Annotated in this window: 20 protein-coding genes and 2 pseudogenes; 12 read left to right on the top strand and 10 right to left on the bottom strand. The window is 54.5% G+C overall.

The features are described 5' to 3' along the window. Positions 1–30 precede the first annotated feature (30 nt). Positions 31–2,664: a PqiB family protein gene (locus KCG39_RS08290; RefSeq protein ID WP_004122010.1), complete on the bottom strand. Its 2,634-nt coding sequence runs from the start codon at positions 2,662–2,664 to the stop codon at positions 31–33. Further along, on the bottom strand, positions 2,633–3,916 hold the full coding sequence (yebS, locus tag KCG39_RS08285; RefSeq protein WP_032741884.1) for a membrane integrity lipid transport subunit YebS: 1,284 nt from the start codon (positions 3,914–3,916) through the stop codon (positions 2,633–2,635). The genes KCG39_RS08290 and yebS overlap by 32 nt, the downstream gene beginning before the upstream one ends. Before the next feature lie 132 nt (positions 3,917–4,048). On the opposite strand from yebS, the pseudogene KCG39_RS08280 reads away from it, so the two are divergent. The 4 genes and pseudogenes from KCG39_RS08280 (at position 4,049) to htpX (ending at position 8,514) form a co-directional block, all read left to right on the top strand. Beyond that, a pseudogene (locus KCG39_RS08280) lies at positions 4,049–4,562 on the top strand (GAF domain-containing protein). 81 nt (positions 4,563–4,643) lie between these two features. After that, positions 4,644–5,327, top strand: a complete 684-nt coding sequence (gene proQ, locus KCG39_RS08275; protein WP_004122005.1) for an RNA chaperone ProQ — start codon at positions 4,644–4,646, stop codon at positions 5,325–5,327. Between the two features lie 19 nt (positions 5,328–5,346). Further along, entirely contained in the window at positions 5,347–7,395 is a 2,049-nt protein-coding gene (prc, locus tag KCG39_RS08270) for a carboxy terminal-processing peptidase (protein WP_142468184.1), read from the top strand. 237 nt (positions 7,396–7,632) lie between these two features. After that, complete coding sequence (gene htpX / locus KCG39_RS08265) at positions 7,633–8,514, top strand: protease HtpX (RefSeq protein WP_004122003.1); 882 nt, start codon at positions 7,633–7,635, stop codon at positions 8,512–8,514. Positions 8,515–8,588: 74 nt separating this feature from the next. Here the strand turns inward: htpX and KCG39_RS08260 are convergent, their stop codons facing one another. Then, positions 8,589–9,962: an MFS transporter gene (locus KCG39_RS08260; RefSeq protein WP_142468183.1), complete on the bottom strand. Its 1,374-nt coding sequence runs from the start codon at positions 9,960–9,962 to the stop codon at positions 8,589–8,591. Positions 9,963–10,139: 177 nt separating this feature from the next. On the opposite strand from KCG39_RS08260, the gene kdgR reads away from it, so the two are divergent. Further along, complete coding sequence (gene kdgR, locus KCG39_RS08255; protein ID WP_004122001.1) at positions 10,140–10,931, top strand: DNA-binding transcriptional regulator KdgR; 792 nt, start codon at positions 10,140–10,142, stop codon at positions 10,929–10,931. A 44-nt stretch (positions 10,932–10,975) separates the two neighbouring features. Here kdgR and KCG39_RS08250 read toward each other — a convergent pair whose 3' ends face one another. Further along, the gene (locus KCG39_RS08250; protein WP_004122000.1) at positions 10,976–11,215 is read right to left on the bottom strand and encodes a YobH family protein; all 240 of its coding nucleotides are present in this window, start codon (positions 11,213–11,215) and stop codon (positions 10,976–10,978) included. Positions 11,216–11,374: 159 nt separating this feature from the next. Between KCG39_RS08250 and mgrB the strand changes: the two genes are divergently transcribed. The 6 genes and pseudogenes from mgrB to rlmA all read left to right on the top strand — a co-directional run bounded on the left by mgrB (position 11,375) and on the right by rlmA (position 15,657). Then, a complete protein-coding gene (gene mgrB / locus KCG39_RS08245; RefSeq protein ID WP_002911375.1) occupies positions 11,375–11,518 on the top strand; it encodes a PhoP/PhoQ regulatory lipoprotein MgrB in 144 nt (47 codons plus the stop codon). Between the two features lie 74 nt (positions 11,519–11,592). After that, a complete protein-coding gene (locus tag KCG39_RS08240; protein ID WP_142468182.1) occupies positions 11,593–11,883 on the top strand; it encodes a YebO family protein in 291 nt (96 codons plus the stop codon). A 615-nt stretch (positions 11,884–12,498) separates the two neighbouring features. Then, positions 12,499–12,644: pseudogene (locus KCG39_RS08235) on the top strand (DUF2627 domain-containing protein). A 12-nt stretch (positions 12,645–12,656) separates the two neighbouring features. Beyond that, positions 12,657–12,866 carry a transcription antiterminator/RNA stability regulator CspE gene (gene cspE, locus KCG39_RS08230; RefSeq protein ID WP_001062678.1) on the top strand — a complete coding sequence of 70 codons (210 nt, stop codon included), beginning with the start codon at positions 12,657–12,659 and terminating at the stop codon, positions 12,864–12,866. A gap of 190 nt (positions 12,867–13,056) precedes the next feature. After that, complete coding sequence (ftsI, locus tag KCG39_RS08225) at positions 13,057–14,802, top strand: peptidoglycan glycosyltransferase FtsI (RefSeq protein WP_004121995.1); 1,746 nt, start codon at positions 13,057–13,059, stop codon at positions 14,800–14,802. Between the two features lie 60 nt (positions 14,803–14,862). Then, positions 14,863–15,657 (top strand): 23S rRNA (guanine(745)-N(1))-methyltransferase, encoded by a 795-nt coding sequence (rlmA, locus tag KCG39_RS08220; RefSeq protein ID WP_049123223.1) that lies wholly within the window; start codon positions 14,863–14,865, stop codon positions 15,655–15,657. Between the two features lie 3 nt (positions 15,658–15,660). Here rlmA and mntP read toward each other — a convergent pair whose 3' ends face one another. From mntP to manX, 5 genes are all read right to left on the bottom strand, one after another. Further along, a complete protein-coding gene (gene mntP, locus KCG39_RS08215; protein WP_004121993.1) occupies positions 15,661–16,227 on the bottom strand; it encodes a manganese efflux pump MntP in 567 nt (188 codons plus the stop codon). 423 nt (positions 16,228–16,650) lie between these two features. Then, positions 16,651–17,109 (bottom strand): DUF986 family protein, encoded by a 459-nt coding sequence (locus KCG39_RS08210; protein ID WP_049114330.1) that lies wholly within the window; start codon positions 17,107–17,109, stop codon positions 16,651–16,653. Between the two features lie 53 nt (positions 17,110–17,162). Further along, positions 17,163–18,014: a PTS mannose transporter subunit IID gene (locus KCG39_RS08205; protein ID WP_004103307.1), complete on the bottom strand. Its 852-nt coding sequence runs from the start codon at positions 18,012–18,014 to the stop codon at positions 17,163–17,165. A gap of 12 nt (positions 18,015–18,026) precedes the next feature. After that, a complete protein-coding gene (manY, locus tag KCG39_RS08200) occupies positions 18,027–18,827 on the bottom strand; it encodes a PTS mannose transporter subunit IIC (protein ID WP_004121991.1) in 801 nt (266 codons plus the stop codon). A 60-nt stretch (positions 18,828–18,887) separates the two neighbouring features. Beyond that, entirely contained in the window at positions 18,888–19,856 is a 969-nt protein-coding gene (gene manX, locus KCG39_RS08195; RefSeq protein ID WP_004121990.1) for a PTS mannose transporter subunit IIAB, read from the bottom strand. A 446-nt stretch (positions 19,857–20,302) separates the two neighbouring features. Here manX and yoaE point away from each other — a divergent pair, with 446 nt between their 5' ends. Further along, a complete protein-coding gene (gene yoaE / locus KCG39_RS08190) occupies positions 20,303–21,862 on the top strand; it encodes a CNNM family cation transport protein YoaE (protein ID WP_004121989.1) in 1,560 nt (519 codons plus the stop codon). 36 nt (positions 21,863–21,898) lie between these two features. Here yoaE and KCG39_RS08185 read toward each other — a convergent pair whose 3' ends face one another. Beyond that, entirely contained in the window at positions 21,899–23,464 is a 1,566-nt protein-coding gene (locus KCG39_RS08185; RefSeq protein ID WP_142468181.1) for an EAL domain-containing protein, read from the bottom strand. Positions 23,465–23,498 lie beyond the last annotated feature (34 nt).

Below are 23,498 nucleotides of genomic sequence, written 5' to 3'. Positions count from 1 at the left end.
TCCGGCGGCGGACACCGGAGCCTTTTACGCTTAGCGCGGCAGGGCGGTGCCCCATTCGCGCCACTCTTTCGGTTCGCTCTCCAGCAGCAGGAAGTGTTTGCCATCCTGCGCTTTCGGCGCCAGCGGCGTACCCGGAGGCGTCGCAAACGCGATGCCGCCGCGAATGAACTGATTAAAGGTACCGGTTTTCACCACCCCGCCAATCAGGCCAAAGTCGAGACTATAGCCGGAAGCCAGCCAGAACACCGAGTTGTTGCGCACCAGATACTGATAACGCTTGCTGATACGCAGCTGTACCATCACGCGATCCGACATCGAACCGAGCATCAGACCGGTCACCGTGCCGACTTCGAGCCCGCGGAACAGCACCGGCGTGCCGATACCCAGCGAACCCGCTTCCGGTACTTCGACGATAATGCTCAGGCCGTCGATATAACGTGAATCGCTGATCGTGGTTTCCTGAATTTCGAAATCACGGCGCGGTGAACCGCGTCCCGGCTCGACGTTGATATAGGCCTGGAATAGGGTATCCAGATGTTCAACGCCCGCCGCGGAAATCTGCGGCGTAATCACCGAGAAACGCGTCCCGGCGCGGGCAAAGGTATTGACGTATTCCGGGTAGAGCACCGCTTTCGCCTGCACTTCGTTTTTCGCGGTAATTAAATTCAGCGACTGGATCTGGCCAATATCAATCCCCAGGTAGCGAATCGGCATCCCTTCGGCGATTTTACCGGCGTCGAAGGCGTGGAGGGTTATCTGCCCACCCACCGCGCGGGCAGCGGTTTCCGAAGCATACAGCACGCGTTTATTATCGATCCGCGCGCTAGCGCTGGCGCCGCTGAGGTTATCAAAGCTAATCGCGCCCTTCAGCGCGCGGGAAAGCGGGGAAGCCTGCACCGTCAGACCGCTACCGTTAAGCTGCACTTTGGCGCCGCCTTCGGCCCAGAACACGCTGTTGCTGGTCAGCAGATGGCGATATTCCGGCTTGATATGAATATTGATTTCAAAGGCGTTTTTGCGCGGCTGCACGGTGATGATTTCCCCGACCGCAAATTTACGGTACAGCACCACGGAGCCGGCCTGCACGTCCGGCAGCGTCTCGGCTGAGAGCGTAAGCGTGGTGGTCGGCAGATCGCTCATGCTGTTTTCCAGCGCCTTTTCCTGGTTCGCATACAGCGGATAGCGGCTTTGCATCGCCCCCTTGTCGCCCGGAATAATGCGGATCCCGCCGTTGACCCATTCGCTGGCGCTGGCGCCGAGGAACTGCACGCCGTCGATGCCGACTTTGACGTCAATCCGGCTGTTGACCACGAATTTGCTATCGCCGCGAACCAGTGAACGGTACTCCGGCATAATCGCTACCTGGAACGTGACGCCATCGGCATTCAGCTTGCGCTCCAGAACCTGGCCAATCTGGACGCCGTGCAGAATTAGCGGCTGCCCGGCGTCGATACCGTAGCTCTCCGGCGCGGTGAGCGTAACGGTCGCCACATCCGGTTCTTCCAGAATGGATTTATCGGCAGGCAGCACCGCAAACTGGTTACGCGGCTCACCTTCACCGGGAACCAGTTCAAAGGTGGTGCCGGTCAGCAGGGCGCTGACGCTGGGGTTATCCAGAGAGATTTTCGGCTTCTTCATCTGAATCAGCGTCTTCTCACGCAGCAGGCTGACGACGCTCGGATCGACGGTCATTTCGCCGGTCACTTTCCCGTCGGAATTGAGATTCATCTTGCTGAGCTGGCCAACCTCGAGTCCCTGGTACATCAGCGGCGTAGAGCCGGCTTTTAAGCCCGCGCCGTCGGGAAGATCCAGTTTGACCACCACCCCACGCTGACTGTGCGCCAGGTCTTCATATAAGTGATAATCCGTGTTCTGCTGAGCCTGCGCAGAGTCATCGGGGGAATCAAAGGCAATAGCGCCGTTCACCAGCGCTGAGAGGCTATCGAGCTGGACCTTCGCGCCGCTCAGGCTGACATCCGCTTTTACGCCGGAGACGTTCCAGAAACGGCTCTCTTTTTTCACCAGGTTCGTGAAACGGCGCTCGATCAGTACGTCAATGGTGACGCCCTGATTGTTCGGATTAATCGCGTAGTCATACACCCGGCCGACCGGAATTTTGCGGAAATAGACCAGCGAGCCGCTGGTTAACGAGCCCAAATCCGCAGACTTGAGATGAATCATTAGCTCGCCGTTATTAATGTGATACTTCGGCTGGGTGTCGAGAGCGACAAAGTGATCTTCAGGCTCGCCCTGACCGGGCATCATGCCGATATAGTTGCCGCCAACCAGCGCATCGAGGCCCGACACGCCGGCGAGAGAAGCTTTCGGCGTCACCAGCCAGAACTGCGTCTCCTTGCGCAGCGCATCTTTCATATCGCCTTTGACGCTGGCTGAAACCTCAATTTTGCTCAGATCTTTACTCAGCGAGATATTCTCGACCGTACCGACTTCTACTCCCTGATAGCGGATGGGCGTGCGCCCAGGAACGATACCGTTGGCCGACTGGAAGTCGATAACGATCGTCGTACCGCGATCCTGATAGCTGGTCCATATCAGCCAACCGGCAATCAGTAGCGCAATGACCGGCAGCAGCCAGAAGGGCGAGATGCGGCGTTTAGTTTTAATTTTGGCTTCAGTCGGCGAAGCGGGCGTTTCCTGACTCATGTGCGTCCCAAAGTAAGCGGCTGTCCAGCCATTCAACAGCAAGGATAGTTAATATTACCGCGGCGCCAAAATAGACCGCGGCGGGCCCCATCGTAAACGCGAGGAGCTGATCGCGGTTGATCAGCGACATGGTTAATGCGATGACAAAAAGATCCAACATAGACCAGCGGCCGATCCAGGTAATCAGCCGCAGCAGCAGGATGCGGGTACGTAACCCCTGTTCACACTTGAATTGTATGCTGACCAGCAGGGTAAACAATACAATAACTTTGGTGAATGGGACCAGAATACTGGCGATGAACACCACTCCGGCGATGGCCACGTTGCTGCTGGCCAGCGACATAATGCCGGAAAGAATAGTGTCGTCCTGGCGCGCGCCGTTGACGTAAATAATCGAGATTGGCAGCAGGTTGGCAGGCAGCAGGAAAACCATCGACGCGATCAGCGCGGCCCAGCTCTTTTGCAGGCTTTGGCGACGTCTGTGGCGCAGAGGCGTGTGACAGCGGCGGCAGCGCCCGCGGGAATCACGATGTCCGGTATAATGACAGCCGAGACAAACCTGGAGATTATTATCCGGCCGCAGCGCCGGGCGCTGGGGATAAAAACGCTCCCACAGCTCCTCAACGTTCATATGGATAAGCGTCAGGATGCTGAGCAGGGTGAGCGCGATATAGGCAATAAGCCCGATGCCGGGCTGCAGAAAGGCGTAATCTTGTACTTTGATGGAGGCGACGCCGATACCGACCAGGTAAATATCCAGCATCACCCACTCTTTGAGCCGCTCCAGCATCAGCAGTATCGGGCGCAGATTCATGCCCAGCACGTTACCCAGCCACAGGTAGGCGATTGAGACGACCAGCAGCACTGGCGCGACGACCGCGCAAAACAGCACCATCGCCGCCGTGAGCGGATCGCCCTGGCCGGTCATTTGCCAGATGCCCTGAAGGACGTTAGCGTCGATGCGTACGCCTAAGAGATGTAAACGCAGAAGCGGTTCGCTCCAGGCAAAAGGCATCAGCAGCAGCATCGCGATCGCCATACTGCCCAGTCGGGTAAGCGACCAGTCACGGCCATCGCGCACTTTGGCATTGCAGCGAGGGCACCAGGCGCTCTGATTCTTTTTGAGGACCGGTAAACGAAACAGCAGATCGCACTGTGGGCAGCGCTGATAGTGAGCGTGCGCAACAGGCGCGCTGACCGAGTAGACGATCATCTTTTTTGCTGGCGTAACCCTGGGTGTTTTTAGTGGCATTTATAGCTTACAGAAATGAGTGTATCTCTCTATCTTAACTCAGGAATGAATTCATCTTGAGCATGAATGCATTTAAAGCTTATTTTATTAGGCTGTAAGTGTAAGGTAGTAAGACAACTAAGCGAATAAATAATGAACAAACAAGAATTCTACGCGGATCTGAACCGCGATTTTCAGGCGTTAATGGCAGGCGAAACCAGTTTTCTGGCCATGATTTCAAATACCAGCGCGCTGCTGTTCGAGCGGCTGGCTGAAGTGAACTGGGCCGGTTTTTATCTCCTGGAAGGCGACACGCTGGTCCTTGGCCCGTTCCAGGGCAAGCTGGCCTGCGTGCGTATTCCGGTAGGGCGCGGCGTATGCGGCGCTGCCGTCGCGCAGAATCGCGTGCAGCGGGTAGAAGACGTTCACGCGTTTGATGGTCACATCGCCTGTGACGCCGCCAGTAATTCGGAAATTGTCTTCCCGTTGCGGGTGAACGATCGAACTATCGGCGTCCTGGATATCGATAGCACAGCCTATTCCCGCTTCACCGCTGAAGATGAGCAGGGGCTGGCAGAACTGGTCGCGCATCTGGAAAAACTCATTTCTGCGACTGATTATCAAAAAATATTCACCCGCGTCGCAGGATAATCAACGGATAACGTAGCATTTACCGATGACGTCATTATAATGACGCCTGTTCATGCCTGCGGCTTGTTGGCTACGTCCGTTGTAATCAGGAAATTTCATGGAAAATCAACCTAAGTTGAATAGCAGTAAAGAAGTCATTGCGTTTCTGGCCGAACGCTTCCCTCAGTGTTTTAGCGCTGAAGGCGAAGCTCGCCCCCTGAAAGTCGGTATTTTTCAGGATCTCGTTGAGCGCGTTGGCGGAGAGATGAATCTCAGCAAAACCCAACTTCGCGCTGCACTGCGTCTTTATACTTCGAGCTGGCGCTACCTGTACGGCGTTAAGCCTGGCGCAGTCCGCGTTGACCTCGACGGCAACCCGTGCGGCGAGCTGGAAGAGCAGCATGTTGCTCACGCCCGCCAGCAGCTTGAAGAAGCAAAAGCCCGCGTTCAGGCGCAGCGTGAAGCGCAGCAAGCGAAAAAACGCGAAGCCGCCGCCGCCGCTGGCCAGCCGGAAGAGGGGGCTCGTCGCGAGCGTAAACCTCGTCCTCAGGCTCAGGCGCGTCGTAAAGAAGGCGCTGAGCAGCGTAAACCGCGCCCGGCACCAGCAGCCAAAGCGCCGCGCGAAGAGCGTCATACCCCTGTATCAGATGTGTCTGTATTGACCGTTGGCCAGGCACTGAAGGTGAAAGCAGGTAATAATGCAATGGACGCCACTGTCCTGGAAATCACCAAAGATGGCGTTCGTGTACAGCTGACTTCTGGTATGTCAATGATTGTACGCGCAGAACACCTGGTGTTCTGAAACGGAGGCCGGGCCAGGCATGAACAAATTCTTTAAGCTCACCGCGTTGGCGGGCCTGCTGGTAATCGCAGGCCAGTCGTTCGCCGTGGACAATATAACCCGGATTGATCAAATCCCCGTGCTGAAAGAAGAGCCGCAGCACGCAACGGTGAGCGAGCGCGTGACATCGCGCTTTACCCGTTCCCACTACCGCCAGTTCGATCTCGACAATGCCTTTTCGGCAAAAATTTTCGATCGTTATCTGAACCTGCTGGATTACAGCCATAACGTGCTGTTGGCCAGCGACGTGGCGCAGTTTGCCGCGAAAAAGAATCAAATCGGCGATGAGCTGCGCAGCGGGAAGCTGGACGTTTTTTACGACCTGTATAATCTGGCGCAGAAACGTCGTTTCGAGCGTTATCAATATGCATTGAAAGTGCTGGAACGTCCGATGGACTTCACCGGCAATGACAACTTCAACCTTGACCGCAGCAAGTCGCCCTGGCCGAAAGATGAGGCCGAGCTGAATGCGCTGTGGGATGCCAAGGTGAAGTTCGATCAGCTCAGTCTCAAGCTGGCTGGCAAAGATGATAAAGAGATTCGCGAGACCTTAACCCGTCGTTACAAGTTTGCCATTCGCCGTCTGGCGCAAACCAACAGCGAAGATGTTTTCTCGCTGGCGATGACCGCCTTTGCGCGTGAAATCGACCCGCATACCAACTATCTCTCACCGCGCAATACTGAACAGTTCAATACCGAAATGAGCCTGTCTCTCGAAGGTATCGGCGCGGTATTGCAGATGGATGACGACTACACGGTGATCAATTCACTGGTGGCCGGTGGGCCTGCGGCGAAGAGCAAAGCCATCAGCGTGGGTGACCGTATCGTTGGCGTTGGCCAGCCGGGTAAGGCCATGGTCGATGTGATCGGCTGGCGTCTTGATGATGTGGTAGCGCTGATCAAAGGTCCAAAGGGCAGCAAGGTTCGCCTGGAGATACTCCCGGCGGGTAAAGGCGCGAAAACACGGATTGTGACCCTCACGCGCGAACGTATTCGTCTTGAAGACCGCGCGGTTAAGATGTCAGTCAAAACCGTCGGCAAAGAGAAGGTTGGCGTACTGGATATTCCAGGTTTCTATGTTGGCCTGACGGATGACGTGAAGGTTCAACTGCAGAAACTGGAAAAACAGAACGTTAGCAGCATCGTTATCGATCTGCGCAGCAACGGCGGCGGGGCGCTGACCGAAGCGGTTTCGCTTTCTGGCTTGTTTATTCCATCCGGTCCGGTTGTTCAGGTGCGCGATAACAACGGTAAAGTGCGCGAAGACAGCGATACCGATGGCGTGGTGTACTACAAAGGCCCGCTGGTGGTGCTGGTCGACCGTTTCAGCGCGTCGGCTTCTGAAATTTTCGCCGCCGCGATGCAGGACTACGGTCGCGCGCTGATCGTCGGGGAGCCAACCTTTGGCAAGGGGACCGTCCAGCAGTACCGTTCGCTGAACCGTATCTACGATCAAATGCTGCGCCCTGACTGGCCGGCGCTGGGCTCCGTACAGTACACCATTCAGAAATTCTATCGCATCAACGGCGGTAGTACTCAGCGTAAGGGTGTGACGCCGGACATCATGATGCCGACCGGAACGGAACAGCGTGAGACCGGCGAGCAGTATGAAGATAACGCGCTACCGTGGGACAGCGTCAATGCGGCAACCTACGTTAAATACAGTGACCTGACGCCGTTTGGGCCGGAGCTGCTAAAACGCCACGATGCGCGTATCGCTAATGATCCTGAATTCCAGTACATCATGAAGGACATTGCTCGCTATAACGCGATGAAAGACAAACGCAACATCGTCTCCCTGAACTACGCGCAGCGTGAAAAGGAGAACGAAGAAGATGATGCGATTCGTCTGGCTCGCGTTAACGATCGCCTGAAACGCGAAGGCAAGCCGTTGCTGAAGAAACTGGAAGATCTGCCGAAGGATTACCAGGAGCCCGATCCGTATCTTGATGAAACGGTTCATATTGCGCTCGATCTGGCCCATGAGGAAAAGGATCGGCCAGCGGTAGAGCCCCCGGCCAGTAAATAAATCCCCAACGGGCACACTAATTTGTGCCCGTTTTCTTTTCTGTTCTTGCGCAACTTTGCCGGCCTGAATTCAACAAAATGTCAACGCTATTGCCCAGCGTCAGCAATATGCTACAAAATGTAAAGTTGTGTCTTTCTCGTGACTTAGCGGGGCCTGATGGTTGAAAATTGGCGCTCTACCCATACCATGTGGGTAATCGCATAGTGCGTTTTGTTAAATCGAGGTTAAAAGAAAATTATGATGCGAATCGCGCTTTTCCTGCTGACCAACCTGGCAGTGATGGTGGTGTTCGGGCTGGTGCTAAGCCTGACGGGAATTCAGTCAAGCAGCATGACCGGGCTGCTGATCATGGCGCTGTTGTTTGGTTTCGGCGGTTCAATCGTTTCGCTGCTGATGTCGAAATGGATGGCGCTGAAATCGGTGGGTGGGGAAGTCATTGAGCAGCCGCGTAATGAAACCGAGCGCTGGCTAATGAATACCGTCGCGCAGCAGGCGCGGCAGGCGGGCATTGGTATGCCACAGGTGGCTATCTACCATGCGCCGGATATTAACGCCTTCGCGACCGGCGCGCGCCGCGATGCGTCGCTGGTGGCCGTCAGCACAGGGCTGTTGCAGAACATGAGCCGTGATGAAGCGGAAGCGGTCATTGCGCATGAGATTAGCCACATTGCCAACGGTGACATGGTTACCATGACGCTGATTCAGGGGGTGGTGAATACCTTCGTTATCTTTATCTCGCGCGTTATCGCGCAGATTGCAGCGGGCTTCCTCGGCGGCAATCGGGATGAAGGTGAAAACAGCAACGGCAACCCGCTGATCTATTTTGCGGTCGCTACGGTGCTGGAGCTGGTGTTTGGTATTCTGGCGAGCATTATCACCATGTGGTTCTCCCGCTACCGCGAGTTCCATGCCGACGCCGGTTCAGCAAAACTGGTCGGGCGTGAGAAAATGATCGCCGCGCTGCAGCGCCTGAAAACCAGCTATGAGCCGCAGGAAGCCAGCAGCATGATGGCGTTCTGTATTAACGGTAAAGCGAAATCCATGAGCGAGCTGTTTATGACTCACCCGCCTCTGGATAAGCGTATTGAAGCCCTGCGCAGCGGCGAATATCTGAAGTAACGCTCCGTTCCCGGCTGTAAAAAAATAAAAATCCGCAACCTTCGGGCTGCGGATTTTTTTATGTCGATTAAGGGCTACAGCCTGGCGCGCGGCTGCGTGACGCGCAGCCCGCTGACGGCCGCGGCGACAACGGCAAGGATCCCGGCCAGCATAAGAGCGGTGTGGGTTCCGCTATTCCCTGACAGATTAAACAGCAGCGCCACCAGCGCGGCGCCGGTACTCTGCCCAAGCAGGCGCGCGGTACCCAGCATGCCGCTTGCGCCGCCGCTACGATGAGCCGGCGCTGAAGAGACGATGGTGTGATTGTTGGGCGACTGGAACAGACCAAAGCCCGCGCCGCAGAGCGCCATTCGCCAGATAATATCCAGATCCGTGGGGGCGGAGGGCAGTAAAGCCAGGCCGAACAGGCCACAGGCCATGACGAGAAGGCCAATCGCGCCCAGCAGCCCGGCGTGAACTTTCTCAATCAAATAGCCTGCCAGCGGCGCCATCACCATTGTGGCCAGCGGCCACGGCGTCAGGAGCAGACCGGTTTCCACCTCGCTGCGTCCCATCATTGACTGCAGGAAGAACGGCAGCGAAACCATGGCCAGCATCTGGGCGCAGAAGGAGCATATGGAGGTACAAATTGAAAGAGAGAACAGCGGGATACGCAGCAGGTCAATCGGCAACAGGGGGACCGGCATCCTGAGCTGACGACGGACAAAAAAGAAACCGACGACCAGCATGGCAACGATCTCCGCCGCAACCAGTTCGCCGGACTGGCCCTGGGCGAAACCGCCGAGAGCGGTAATCAGTAAGCCAAAGGTTAAGGCATTCATGATGGCGCTCGGCAGGTCGAAGCGGGTGACCTTGCTGCGGCCCACGTTGGCGGGCAGATAGCTTATCGCGAGAAGCAGGGAAATAATGCCCAGCGGAACGTTAATCAGAAACAGCCATTGCCATGAAGCCATCGAGAGAATCGCGGCGGCGATGGTCGGACCCGCCGCGGAGGAGACCGCCACCACGAAAGAGTTGATCCCCATTCCGCGGCCGAGAAAACGCTGGGGATAAATCAGGCGAATAAGCGCGGTGTTAACGCTCATCAGTGCCGCGCCGCCGAGGCCCTGCGCCACGCGCGCCAGGGTCAGCATTTCCAGGCTTGTGGAGAGGGCGCAGGCCAGCGACGTGAAGGTAAAAAGCGCCAGGCCGATTTTATAAATACGCCGATAGCCGACCATATCGCCGAGGAAAGAGAGCGGCAGCAGGGCGATAACAATGGCGATTTGGTAGGCATTCACTATCCAGATAGAGGATGCCGGGGAGGCGTTTAAATCGCTGGCGATGGTCGGTAGGGCGACGTTGGCGATCGCGCCATCCAGCACCGCCATCGACAGGCCTAATACAATGGTCAGAATGGCGCCGTAACGCTGCGGCAAAGGTAACCCATCGGAGAGGTTTTTATCCATGTGAGGTCTGTATCTTATCGGGGACTATTAACTGGGTAATAATTTTAGCATTGATTATTCAGCGGCATGTCGCAGATTTGTAACGAATAGGCAGAAGAACGATTGCGGGTCGCGGGATGCGAATTTATAATAAAAACCGGTTCTAATTTTTATAAAACAGTTGCGATGAGGTGATAAATGGCAGTTGCAGATTTGGATAAACAGCCAGATTCTGTCTCTTCGGTATTGAAGGTTTTTGGCATTCTGCAGGCGCTTGGCGAAGAGCGTGAAATTGGCATTACCGAACTGTCCCAGCGCGTCATGATGTCAAAAAGCACCGTTTATCGCTTTTTGCAGACCATGAAATCGCTGGGGTACGTAGCTCAGGAAGGCGAATCCGAGAAATATTCTCTGACCCTCAAACTCTTCGAACTTGGCGCGCGGGCTTTGCAGAACGTTGATTTGGTACGCAGCGCTGATATTCAGATGCGCGAGCTTTCACGTCTGACGAAAGAGACCGTCCACCTGGGTGCTTTGGATGAAGACAGCATCGTTTACATCCACAAAATCGACTCAATGTACAATTTGCGCATGTACTCGCGCATTGGGCGTCGTAACCCGCTGTACAGCACCGCGATCGGTAAAGTGCTGCTGGCCTGGCGCGATCGTTCCGAGGTTGAACAGATTCTGGAAGGCGTGGAGTACAAACGCAGCACCGACCGGACCATCACCAGCACCGAAGAGCTGCTGGCGGTTCTGGATCAGGTCCGCGAGCAGGGGTATGGCGAAGATAACGAAGAGCAGGAAGAAGGGCTGCGCTGCATTGGGGTGCCGGTTTTCGACCGCTTCGGCGTGGTTATCGCCGGTCTGAGTATCTCTTTCCCGACGCTGCGTTTCTCGGAAGAACGCCTGAACGAGTATGTCGCGATGCTGCACACGGCGGCACGTAAAATTTCCGAGCAGATGGGCTATAACGATTATCCGTTCTGATCGGGTGCGTGAAGCGGGCTACAGAATCTGTAGCCCGCTCGTGACTAGCCGTTATCAACAACCGTGGCGCTTTTACGCAGAATAGGGCAATCGGTGATGCCGATAATACCGCTGCTGGAATGAACATATTGTGCGGTACTGATGCCGCGAGCCGTGAGATATTTACACTGCAATCCCAGCCCTCCTGCGTTCTCACTGCTGCCCATTAATACACCATAACCGCTTAATAACACGCCAATCCACAAGATAGCCAGCACCACAATGGTACGAATGATCAATCGCATTGTTGCCTCATTATTTGTATTATCCTTGCGTCCATTCTGGCATGAACACCAGTTGAAACAAGTCTATGATTCCTAAACTTGCCTTTCGTATTACAGTTAGCCGCGGTTTAAGAAGGTCATGTTATCCTGGCGACATCTGATACTGATGCGGAGTGTGGAGTGAAAAAATTACGGTGGGTTTTGCTGATAGTCATCATTGCAGGTTGCTTACTGCTATGGACTCAGATGCTTAACGTAATGTGCGATCAGGATGTACAGTTCTTCAGCGGCATCTGCACTATCAATAAATTTATTCCCTGGTAAGACATTTTTAATATGATTGATTTTCTTCTGCTGCGCGGGTGGTAGAATAAGCGCCTTCTCTTTGAGGTGGTGAAATGAGTGAGTTACTAAATCCTGGGATTGTAAGCCTGGCATCCGTGGCGCTATCTGTTGTGCTGCTGCTTGTCGGCCTGTTGTTATGGTTTTTTGTTAATCGCGCCAGTTCGCGCGCCAATGAGCAGATAGCGCTGCTGCAGGCGCTGCTGGATCAGCAAAAGCGGCAAACCGCGCTGCTGCGTCGTCTCTGTGAGGCCAATGCGCCTGAGAAGGAGAGCGTCGCTGAACCTTCAGTAGCCGAAAAGGGAAAAGGCGACGACGATTTTATCCGTCTTGTTGCAGAGCGCTGATCCGACCGACAGGTGTGCACGTTTGCGGTGTGCGCCTGTATCTCACCCGGCTGTATAACTTAATCTTATCTATAAACCTCTTCAGCTTTTTCCGCGCGCACGGGCCAGCGGAAGCGGCTTTACCACGCCGCCTTATATTGCTTTGTTTAATTAATCAAATAAAAGAATAGTTGGACTTAACTGTCATCAGCTCTTCATTATTGTCGTGGAATATCAGTATAGACAATATTTTAAGCTCTTCAATTTACGTGTTTTGATATTATGAAATGCCCGCATTAAAGCAATTTTTCGTCTATCGTTATGAGCTTTTATATGCATCTTTATGCAGTGGTTTTTGTCTCCCCCTAAAATTGGCGGTTTCACTGCGGCCGTGGGTGGGAGCACTGAAGTTGTTGAGCTGTGACGGATAAGTGGCCGCCAGAGAGGATATCCTGGGGGGGCAAGCAGGGCGCGATAAGGATAAGCCAGAGCGAGCAAAGTCGCATAAATGTGCAGGCGATCAAATGATTCCCTTATAATCTGTGCGAGCGATCGAGACCCGTCTAAAAATGGCTTGCCATTATTTACGTAGTATGTGATAACACGTTTCGGGTTAAACGAGGTACAGTTCTGTTTATGTGTGGCATTTTCAGTAAAGAAGTCCTGAGTAAACACGTTGTCGTTGAATACCGCTTCTCTGCCGAACCTTATATTAGTGCCTCATGCAGTCATGTGTCAGTTTTATCTATGTAAGCGCCCTACGGGCGAAGAAAACAGTCTAAGGAATTTTGCAAATGGCAAAGATTAAAGGTCAAGTTAAGTGGTTCAACGAGTCTAAAGGTTTTGGCTTCATTACTCCGGCTGATGGCAGCAAAGATGTGTTTGTACACTTCTCCGCTATCCAGGGTAACGGTTTCAAAACTCTGGCTGAAGGCCAGAACGTTGAGTTCGAAATTCAGGACGGCCAGAAAGGTCCAGCTGCAGTTAACGTAACTGCTATCTGATTTAAGACCACTGAATCTTGTAAGAAAGCCTCGCAACTGCGGGGCTTTTTAGTATTTATTGCAAAACATGTCCATTTACCACCCTCCGTTGCGCTTTGTTGCAAATCAACACCATTATTAGCACTGTTTAGCAACCTGTTTTGTCTATTTCTGTTAAATCAGATGCTTGCAAAACAATGATGGAGCTAAGGTGCAAAAGAACAAACTCAAGTCAGCCGCCAACTTTACCCCGCTTAGGTTTGGGTTGTTGTGCGTGGCGATTCTTTGCTGTATGGGACTGCTGTTGGTCCGGGTCGGCTGGCTACAAATTGTCTCCCCTGACAATCTGGTTAAACAAGAGGACATGCGATCCCTGCGCGAGGAGCCTATTGATGTGCAGCGCGGCACGATTAGCGACCGCGAGGGCCGACCGCTGGCGGTCAGCGTGCCGGTGAGCGCCGTCTGGGTCGATCCGCAAACCACGCTCGAAAAGGGGGGCGTCGGCTACGGTCCGCGCTGGCAAGCAATGGCGCAAGCTTTACATCTCAACCTTAGCGAGCTGGCCCACCGCGTCGAAGCGCACCCTCACGCGCGGTTTCTCTACCTGGCGCGCCAGATCAATCCGGAGCAGGCGGAGTGGATTGATAAGCTTCATCTGCCGGGGATCAATCTGCGCGATGAGTCGCGCCGCTTTTATCCGGCGGGGCACGTTGCCGCTAACCTGCTGGGTTTTACCAATATCGATAACCAGGGTATTGAAGGCGTTGAGAAAAGCTTTAACGTTCAGTTGACCGGTCAGCCCGGGCGTCGCCTGGTGCGCAAAGACCGGCACGGCAACGTCATCGAAAATATCACCGAAGTCCCGGCGGTTCCGGCCCACAATTTACAGCTCAGTATCGATGAGCGCCTGCAAACGGTGACAGAGGACGCGCTGGATAACGCTGTTCGCTGGAACAAGGCGGAATCAGGAGCGGCGGTATTAATTAAAATCGATACCGGGGAGATTCTGTCGATGGCCAGCTACCCGGACTTCAACCCGAACAATCGCGATGATGCGAAGCTGGATGATTTTCGCAATCGCGCCATTAGCGATACTTTCGAGCCGGGGTCGACGGTTAAACCGCTGGTGCTGATGACCGCGCTCCAGCAGGGCATTGTTCAGCCGGATAGCGTGGTGGATACTCATCCGTTTGTCCTCGATGGCCACCGTATTCGCGACGTGGGTTACTATCCCGAGCTCTCCCTCACCGGTATTCTGCAGAAATCCAGCGATACCGGGGTTTCACATTTGTCGCTGGCGATGCCAATTCAGCATCTTATCGATACCTATAAAGCGTTCGGTTTTGGCGACTCTACTGGCCTGGGATTGACCGGGGAGAGCGCCGGGTTGATGCCGCAGCGCCGCTATTGGGGCCAGTTGGACCGGGCGACATTCGCCTTCGGCTACGGCCTGATGGTCACGCCGCTCCAGCTGGCGCACGTGTATGCCACTATCGGCAGCTACGGTATCGAGCGTCCGCTATCAATAACCCGTATTGATCCGCCGGTGATGGGTACTCGGGTAATGCCGGAGCAAATCGTGCATGAAGTCGAACATATGATGGAGAGCGTCGCCTTACCGGGCGGCGGCGGGACCAAAGCGGCGGTACGCGACTATCGGGTGGCGGTAAAAACCGGTACCGCCAAAAAAATTGGACCGGATGGTAAATATATCGATAAGTACGTTGCCTATACCGCCGGCGTTGCGCCCGCCAGTAACCCGAAATTCGCGCTGGTGGTAGTGATGAACGATCCCAGTAACGGTTCGTATTACGGCGGAGCGGTTTCGGCGCCGGTATTCAGCCAGATTATGGGCGATGTGCTGCGCCTGGAAAACGTCATGCCCGATGGGATGCCGCAGGGGGCGGAAAATCTTATCGTGATGCATCGTGACGGAGCCCCGTCGCCTGCGCTGTAACGGTGGCCTGGAGGGGCGAATAGCGCTACACTTTCGCCCTTTCAGCACACCGGAGTTGTCATGTCTTACAGTTGCCCCCTTTGCCACGCGCCGCTTGAGCGCCGCGATAATAGCTATATCTGCCCGCAGCGGCATCAGTTCGATCTGGCGAAGGAAGGGTACGTCAATTTGCTGCCTGTGCAGTTTAAGCGCTCCCGCGATCCGGGCGACAGCGCTGAAATGATGCAGGCCAGGCGCGCGTTCCTTGATGCGGGGCATTATCAGCCGCTTCGCGGGGCTATCTGCGCTTATCTGCAAACCTTCGCGCCGACGGATTTATTGGATATTGGCTGCGGAGAAGGCTACTACACGCACGCTTTTGCCGCCATCGCGGCCCATAGCTGGGGCCTGGATGTGTCGAAATCGGCTATCCGCGCGGCGGCAAAACGTTATCCGCAGGTCAGCTTTTGCGTCGCTTCCAGCCAGCGTCTGCCGTTTGAGAACGCGAGCCTGGATGCGATAGTACGTATTTATGCTCCCTGTAATGCCCTTGAACTGGCGCGCGTTGTCAGGCCCGGCGGCTGGGTTATCACCGCGACGCCGGGACCTCGCCACCTTATGGAGCTGAAAGGGTTGATCTACGACGACGTGCGCTTGCATGAGCAGAGCAGGGAAGAGATGGAAGGATTTACGTTACGTCACCAGCAGCAGTTGGCCTATCCGATGCAGCTTAACGGCAGCGAGGCGGAAGCTTTACTGCAAATGACGCCGTTTGCGTGGCGGGCGAAGCCGCCGGTGAGGGAAGCGCTGCGCCAGCAGGCGCTGTTTGACTGCCAGACCGATTTTGCTATTCACTGCTGGCAGCGCGATGCCTGAGGATTAGCCAGCGAAATGGCTCCAGAGGATCTGGGCGCCAATGCCGATCAGCACGATACCGCCAAGGATTTCCGCCCGTTTGCCGAGCAGCGGGCCGATAAAACGTCCTACCATTATGCCCAGCGTCGACATCATCAACGTGGCGCAGCCGATAGCCAGCGCGGTGGCGATAATATTGACCTGCAGGAACGCCAGGCCAACGCCGACGGCCATCGCATCCAGGCTGGTGGCGAAAGCGGTGGTCACCAGTAGCCAAAAACCATGACGGCGCGGAGCTTCGCACTCATCGCTATCGCCGCCGCGTAACCCTTCGATAACCATTCGACCGCCGAGAAAAACCAGCAGCACAAAGGCAATCCAGTGGTTCCATTCGAGTACGAACTGGCTGGCGAGCATCCCCAAACCCCAGCCGACAAGCGGGGTGAGCGTTTCGATAGCGCCAAAGATCAGACCCGTCCGCAGGGCTTCAGAAAATTTAGGTTTATGGAGGGTCGCGCCTTTTCCAATAGAGGCCGCAAAGGCGTCCATGGACATGCCGAAGGCAAGAAGAATTGTAGCGGATACATTCATGAGAGCGTCCTGACCGGGGATAATCCATATGACACATCGCTGCCCCCAGTAAAAATACGCAGCACACCTAATGATAAAGTGCTGCGTACAGCAGTGATGCGTCTATGGTCTCGCCTGATTGAATACGTTCTGCTTCAACCCGCACGTGCCACGTTTTGCAACGAGTATGTTGACACGGACATTTTCTGCCAGGCAGAAAATTGGCTACTCCCCAACGACGGGCGCAACCTTAACATAATTTTAGAATATAAAACAATAACAGGACGCGGTTATTTTTCCAATCAAATGATAACGATTTTCATTTCAATTTATAGGTAAATGATTAGTTAATAAATATCGTTGAAGTGAACGTCAGGAATATAGCCGTGGCTATATTCCAGACGTGGGGGAAGGGGTAAATATAGCGTTGGCTATATTTTTAAGCTATTGAGTGGAAACGAGAAGTTTGTATATACTTTCCAGATCGTCGATATTTCGTACGCGAATAAGCAGGCGCCGTTGTTCTAATTGCATGACCAGTACGCCATCTTCCGATAAATTCATCTCTTTAATACGCTTATATTCGATCCAGATATTGGCGAAAAAAAAGCCCTGCTGCTTGAAAATGATTTTGGGTGAGCGGATCCAGAACAGATATAACCCCATTAAGGCCAGGGCAGATAATAACCAGGTGGTGATAAGTTCGCCGTGGTTGGCAATATTGTTATAAATCAGGATAGCTATGAGGCCGACGAAGATAATGCCATCGACGCGGTTGCGGCGGAGCAGGGGGATAGCCAGTAAAACTGGGCCATTACGGCGCGGCATGATGAACTGGTCGTAAACCGCAAACGCGAGCAAAACGAGAATAAACAGGATTAACACCAGGTCCGTGATTGTCATCCATCCTCCAAATAAAAAAGCCGGGGGCAAGCCCCCGGCGCACAACGTGTTGATTACTGACCCAGCAGTCCGACAGCGTAGCCGGCGATACCGATGACGAAGAAGCCCACGATGATCCACAGGGCGTTAACTTTCTTACGCAGCAGCCACATACAAGCGAAGGTCAGCAGCAGCGGTACCAGGCCCGGCATCAGCTGGTCAAGGATCGTCTGCACGGTAGTGACGCGAGTCTGGCCATCCTGACCGGTGATGGTGGAAACCACCAGCGGGATGTTCACGTGCGTCCACTTGTTAACCAGCGCCCCCATGACAAACAGGCCGAGAATTGACGCCCCCTCGGTCAGTTTCTGCAGGAAGCCGCCGCCCATATCTTTAACGATGTCGATACCTTTACGGTAACCGTAAGCGACGCCGTAATAGCGGGTCAGCAGACGCACCGCGTTAAACAGGATAAAGAACAGCAGAGGGCCGAGCAGGCTTCCGCTCATGGCGATACCTGCGCCCAGTGCGGCGAATACCGGACGAACGGTACCCCAGAAGATCGGGTCGCCTACGCCGGCCAGCGGGCCCATCAGACCAACTTTGATACCGTTGATGGCGCCATCGTCGATTTCTGCGCCGTTAGCACGCTGCTCTTCCATCGCCAGCGTTACGCCGAGAACCGGAGCCGCAACGTAGGGATGGGTGTTAAAGAACTCAAGGTGACGCTTAATCGCCTGTTTGCGCGCATCGTTGTTCTCCGGATACAGGCGACGAATAGCCGGTACCATGGAGAAGCAGAAGCCCAGCGCCTGCATACGTTCGAAGTTCCATGAACCCTGGAACAGGTTAGAACGAATGAACACGCCACGAATATCACTCTGAGTGAGTTTTTTCTCGGTGGTATTTTTAGTCATATCAACCATTTCGCTCACCTGTTAGTCCAGTTCGTTGTCGAGATCGTTATTACCAGCAGCCTGCGCAGGCGCACCCGCGACGCGGTTATATTTCGGGCTCAGCTGAATGTAGAGGACAGCCATTACCGTACCAATCACACCCAGAGCAACCAGGTTGAAATCGGTGAACGCGGCGGTAACAAAGCCAAGGTAGAAGAACGGCATCAGGTAGCCGGCGCGCATCATATTGATGACCATCGCATAACCCACTACCACGATCATGCCACCCGCGATGTTCAGACCGCCGGTAACCACTTCAGGAATGGCGTTCAGCAGACCTTGTACTTCGCTGGTACCGACGGAAATCGCCACGATAACCGCAGGAATAGCGATACGCATCGCCTGCAGGAACAGTGACGAAACGTGCAGCCAGGAGATGGCCGTCAGGTTGCCATTTTCCGCCGCTTTATCCGCAGCGTGCTGGAAAGCAACGGTAATGGTACGGACGATAATGGTCAGCACCTGGCCCGCTGCCGCCAGCGGAATTGCCAGCGCGATACCGGCACCGATGCTTTGGTGGCCCGCGATAACCAGAACGGTTGAGATGATGGATGCAAGCGCGGCATCAGGCGCAACGGCGGCGCCGATGTTCATCCACCCCAGGGCGATCATTTCCAGGGTACCACCGATGATAATACCGGTTTTCATATCCCCGAGAACGGCGCCAATCAGCGTACAGGCCACCAGAGGACGGTGGAACTGAAATTCATCAAGTACCGACTCCATACCCGCAATACACGCGACGATGAACACCAGCACAATCTGAAGAAGGGTAATCTCCATTGTACTTCTCCTGTTGATTAAGTCTTAAGTTGAAAATTGAGTTGCGATCCGCAGAGAGGCTTATTTCACCTTGCCGATCAGATCCATCATTTTCAGTTTCTGGTCGGTGGAAACTTTGCGGGCTTCCAGTTCGATACCGCGGGCGTTCAACTTCTTGAACGCTTCAATATCTTTCTCATCGACCGAAATGGCGTTATTCACCTGCGTTTTGCCCTGACGGAAAGCCATGCCGCCGATGTTGACGCTGGTGATTTTCACACCGCCTTCAACAACACGTTCAACGTCCGTTGGGTTAGTGAACAGCAGCATAATGCGCTCGCCTGCGTATTTGGGGTTGTTATAGACGCGAATCATCTTCGCCACGTCTACTACGTGGGCGGTAACGCCCGGAGGAGCAACCTGGGTCAGCAGCGTTTTACGCACGGTATCCGCCGCCACTTCGTCGCTGACGACGATTATGCGCGAAACATTGGTCTCTTTGGTCCAGCGAGTGGCGACCTGGCCGTGAATTAAACGGTCATCGATACGCGCCAGCCCAATAACCATGTAGTCGTTTGGACCCATTGGCTTCAATGGCGCTGCCGCTTTCGGTGCCGCAGCCTGAACCGGAGCAGGGGCGGCCTTTTCCACCGGCTTCGCTTTCAGTGCCTTCACGCCTTCACGACCGGTTTCCACCGCCAGGGCGACCAGTTCATCAAACGAGGGGTTGTCGTCGCGCGCCATCAGCGTTTCGACCAGCATCGGGATATTGACGCCCGCGATGACTTCATAATGTTCTTTATCGACGACAATACGGCTGGCCGCGTTAAACGGGCTGCCTCCCCATGTATCGACGAGAAATAACACGCCTTTAGCCGTATCCAGCTTTGCCAACTGAACGTTGTACTTCTCGATTAACGTTTCTGCATTTTCGCCAGGAACGAAATCGATCCAGCCAACGTTTTCCTGTTCGCCCAGCAGCATTTCTGCCGTTTTTAACAGCTGTTCTGCAGCCCAACCATGTGTGCCTATTACAATAGCAATCGTCACTTGCTACCTCCTTTATAATCGTGAATGCATCATCTGTTGTGATACATCCTGAATCACTCTTGCGAACAAAATCGATTCAGTAAGGGTGTAAGATATAAAGTAATTACTACAGCGAATTATTTTAGACAGTGAAAAAATAATTAATGTGATGAAGCTCCGCTAATTATGCATCGGGTGCTAATTATTTTGCAGCGCAAAAAATAGCCTTAACTATTGCAAAGACAGGTAAATTTTTTCCAATAATGCTCTATATTTTGCTATGTTTACGTTCCGTTTAATTACTCAGGAGTATAGGGCATAGCCCGCTATATGGACCGTCACCGACGTCATTTCACCTTCCGGCACGCGCGTGCCGCAGTCACCTGCTACGTCTTTTCACCAGCAACAAGTGTCTCGTCTGTGCATGACACAGCGATGACTATGCCTGTCGTTAACTGGAGCTGCTCATGGAATTCTTAATGGATCCCTCTATTTGGGCCGGTTTGCTGACGCTTGTCGTCCTTGAAATCGTACTGGGTATCGACAACCTGGTGTTTATCGCCATCCTTGCCGACAAGCTGCCGCCAAAGCAGCGCGATAAGGCGCGCCTGATCGGCCTTTCGCTGGCGCTGTTTATGCGTCTGGGGCTACTGTCGGTCATTTCGTGGATGGTGACCCTGACGAAACCGCTTTTCAGCGTTGCCGATTTCTCGTTCTCCGGGCGCGATCTTATTATGCTGCTCGGCGGGATATTCTTGCTGTTTAAGGCGACCACCGAACTGCATGAACGGCTGGAGAACCGCCAGCATGACTCCGGTCATGGTAAAGGATATGCCAGTTTCTGGGTGGTGGTACTGCAAATCGTCGTACTTGACGCCGTGTTCTCGCTGGATGCCGTGATTACTGCGGTCGGGATGGTTAACCACCTGCCGGTGATGATGGCGGCGGTTGTGATTGCGATGGCGGTGATGCTGCTGGCTTCGAAGCCGTTGACTAATTTTGTCAACCAGCATCCGACGGTGGTGGTGCTCTGCCTGAGCTTCCTGCTGATGATCGGCCTGAGCCTGGTGGCGGAAGGATTTGGTTTCCATATACCGAAAGGTTACCTGTACGCCGCGATTGGCTTCTCGATAACCATCGAGTTCTTTAACCAGGTTGCGCGCCGTAACTTTATTCGCCATCAATCGACCCTGCCTCTGCGCGCGCGTACTGCCGATGCGATCCTGCGCCTGATGGGCGGGCGGAAGCAGAGCGCCCCGGCGCACGATAGCGACAGCTCGTCCGTGGTGCCAATACCGGAAGGCGCGTTTGCGGAAGAAGAGCGCTATATGATTAATGGAGTACTGACCCTGGCCCAGCGTTCGTTGCGCAGTATTATGACCCCACGCGGGGAAATTAGCTGGGTGAACGCAGAGCAAAGCGAAGATGAAATTCGCCGCCAGCTGCTCTCTTCCCCGCACAGCCTGTTCCCGGTCTGTCGCGGCGAGCTGGATGAAATCATCGGTATCGTACGGGCAAAAGAGATGCTGGTGGCGCTGGAGGCGGGTGACAACGTTGCCGCGCTGGCTTCCGCCTCGCCGGCGATTGTGGTCCCGGAAACGTTGGACCCTATCAACCTGCTCGGCGTGCTGCGCCGCGCCCGCGGTAGCTTTGTCATCGTCACTAACGAGTTTGGCGTGGTGCAGGGGCTGGTTACGCCGCTGGACGTACTGGAGGCGATTGCCGGTGAGTTCCCGGACGCCGACGAAACGCCGGAAATTGTCATCGATGGCGATGGCTGGCTGGTGAAAGGTTCAACCGACGTGCATGCGTTGCAGCAGGCGTTGGGCGTAGACGATCTGGTCGATGAGGACGAAGATATCGCCACGGTTGCTGGCCTGGTGATTGCCGTCAACGGCCATATTCCTCGTCCGGGCGACGTGCTTGAACTGTCGCCTCTGCAGTTCACCATCATTGAAGCCAACGACTACCGCGTCGACCTGGTGCGCGTTGTCAAGCTGCGTCAGTACAACGACGAAGAAGAGTAACGTTGATGCCCGCCGGCCTCATGCCGGCGGGCATTTTTAGGCGTTCATTTCCCGACGCTTTTCCGCCGCCAGCCACTGCGGAAAGTCCTCTACCGGCATCGGCCGGGCGTAATAAAACCCCTGCAATAAATCAACGCCGTTGCCGCGCAGATACCCTTCCTGATCCTGGGTCTCGACGCCTTCCGCGACGGTAACAATTTTCAGACGATGGGCGAGAGCAATGATCATGTCGGTCACCGTCGCATTAACGCTATCAATCCCAATTGCGCTGGTAAACGATTTATCAATTTTCAGGACATCAGGGCGCAGCTTTTCCAGCCACGAAAGGGAGCTGTTGCCGGTACCGAAATCATCGATAGCCAGCTGGACGCCTTTGAAATGAAGATGCTCGGCCATATGGTGGTCGCCATCCTGCAGTACGTCACGTTCGGTGAGCTCAACGATCAGTTGCTGTATGGGATGGGCGCTAAACCAGTAGTGATGCAGATCGCGCAGCAGCTCGCCGTTGGCAAAATGGCGGGCGGCGACGTTAATGCTGATGTGAAAATGTTTGTCCTGAGGGAAGAGGGATAATTTGTGCGCTGTTTGCGAAATGACATAGCGGGTCAGGGGGACAATCAAATTATATCTTTCCGCGATGGGTATAAAAACATCTGGTGAGATAGTCCCTCTGCGCGGATTATTCCATCGCAGCAAAATTTCCACGCCACAGCATTGTCGGGTGCGTAAGTTCTGCTGGGGCTGACACCAGAGGGCGAACTCGTGCGCGGCAATGCCGAGATTAATTTCGCGGGAAAAGCTCATTCTTCCGGCGGTCGCCAGCCAGGCGATGCCGGTCATTAACAGGCTGATTACCAGCGCCAGCGGAAGCTCGGCCGGTAGTTCATTAAGGGCGACCGCCGAGGCTCCTGGCCCGCTGACGCTAATGGTAAAGGGAAACTCGGTCGACGGCTGGCGGTAGATGATTTGCTCGCCCGGCAGGGCTTCCTGTTTACTCAGCCCTGAACCGCTAATAAAGCTTTTTTCGCCTACGCTAAGGCCAATTCCGCTGATTAGCGCTGATTTTGCGTTGAAAATTAACTCGCCCAGCAGCTCAATGTTGATCACCAGCAGCACGCCGTCAGCGCCGCTAAGCGACGCGGGATACCACTGGATAAGTACCGGCGTCCCTTTGAGCAGCGAGGAGTCGTAGCTGAAGGTGAGCAGGGGATGATGGGTTGGTAATGCCGGCTGTAGCTGGTGTATTGGAATATTGCGTTGGCCAAAAATACTCGAGCAGTACAGCAGGTTCGACTGGACCAGCGCAATTGAACGCACCGTTTGCAGCGATGCCGCCAGCTTACGTAACGTGAGGTGGACGTCCTGACAAGGCTGATTGACTAGATGCAGTAGCGCAACGTGCTGGGCCGCCAGAGGCCGCAGGATATTATCCATAGCGGCCACCATCTTGTTGGTGCTCATCTGAACGCGTTGCTGATTTAAGCTACGCTGCGAAATAAATCGTATTACTAAGGTTGTTGTCAGCGTCAGTAGTGCGACCAGCAGGCAAACCAGAATGCGTTTCCGGCGATAGGTTGTGATGACTTTTTGTGCAGTCTGCATGCGCGACGCCCTGTCGGCTAAAAGTGTTAATGAG

Origin of the sequence: Klebsiella pasteurii (genome assembly GCF_018139045.1) — a bacterium.
GTDB lineage: Bacteria > Pseudomonadota > Gammaproteobacteria > Enterobacterales > Enterobacteriaceae > Klebsiella > Klebsiella grimontii.
This window is presented reverse-complemented; position numbering and strand designations above follow the sequence as displayed.

Coding starts and splice junctions, on each gene's coding strand:
- KCG39_RS08290 (WP_004122010.1), bottom strand. CDS start 2,664: ATGAGTCAGGAAACGCCCGCTTCGCCGACTGAAGCCAAAATTAAAACT.
- yebS (WP_032741884.1), bottom strand. CDS start 3,916: ATGCCACTAAAAACACCCAGGGTTACGCCAGCAAAAAAGATGATCGTC.
- proQ (WP_004122005.1), top strand. CDS start 4,644: ATGGAAAATCAACCTAAGTTGAATAGCAGTAAAGAAGTCATTGCGTTT.
- prc (WP_142468184.1), top strand. CDS start 5,347: ATGAACAAATTCTTTAAGCTCACCGCGTTGGCGGGCCTGCTGGTAATC.
- htpX (WP_004122003.1), top strand. CDS start 7,633: ATGATGCGAATCGCGCTTTTCCTGCTGACCAACCTGGCAGTGATGGTG.
- KCG39_RS08260 (WP_142468183.1), bottom strand. CDS start 9,962: ATGGATAAAAACCTCTCCGATGGGTTACCTTTGCCGCAGCGTTACGGC.
- kdgR (WP_004122001.1), top strand. CDS start 10,140: ATGGCAGTTGCAGATTTGGATAAACAGCCAGATTCTGTCTCTTCGGTA.
- KCG39_RS08250 (WP_004122000.1), bottom strand. CDS start 11,215: ATGCGATTGATCATTCGTACCATTGTGGTGCTGGCTATCTTGTGGATT.
- KCG39_RS08240 (WP_142468182.1), top strand. CDS start 11,593: ATGAGTGAGTTACTAAATCCTGGGATTGTAAGCCTGGCATCCGTGGCG.
- cspE (WP_001062678.1), top strand. CDS start 12,657: ATGGCAAAGATTAAAGGTCAAGTTAAGTGGTTCAACGAGTCTAAAGGT.
- rlmA (WP_049123223.1), top strand. CDS start 14,863: ATGTCTTACAGTTGCCCCCTTTGCCACGCGCCGCTTGAGCGCCGCGAT.
- mntP (WP_004121993.1), bottom strand. CDS start 16,227: ATGAATGTATCCGCTACAATTCTTCTTGCCTTCGGCATGTCCATGGAC.
- KCG39_RS08210 (WP_049114330.1), bottom strand. CDS start 17,109: ATGACAATCACGGACCTGGTGTTAATCCTGTTTATTCTCGTTTTGCTC.
- KCG39_RS08205 (WP_004103307.1), bottom strand. CDS start 18,014: ATGGTTGATATGACTAAAAATACCACCGAGAAAAAACTCACTCAGAGT.
- manY (WP_004121991.1), bottom strand. CDS start 18,827: ATGGAGATTACCCTTCTTCAGATTGTGCTGGTGTTCATCGTCGCGTGT.
- yoaE (WP_004121989.1), top strand. CDS start 20,303: ATGGAATTCTTAATGGATCCCTCTATTTGGGCCGGTTTGCTGACGCTT.
- KCG39_RS08185 (WP_142468181.1), bottom strand. CDS start 23,464: ATGCAGACTGCACAAAAAGTCATCACAACCTATCGCCGGAAACGCATT.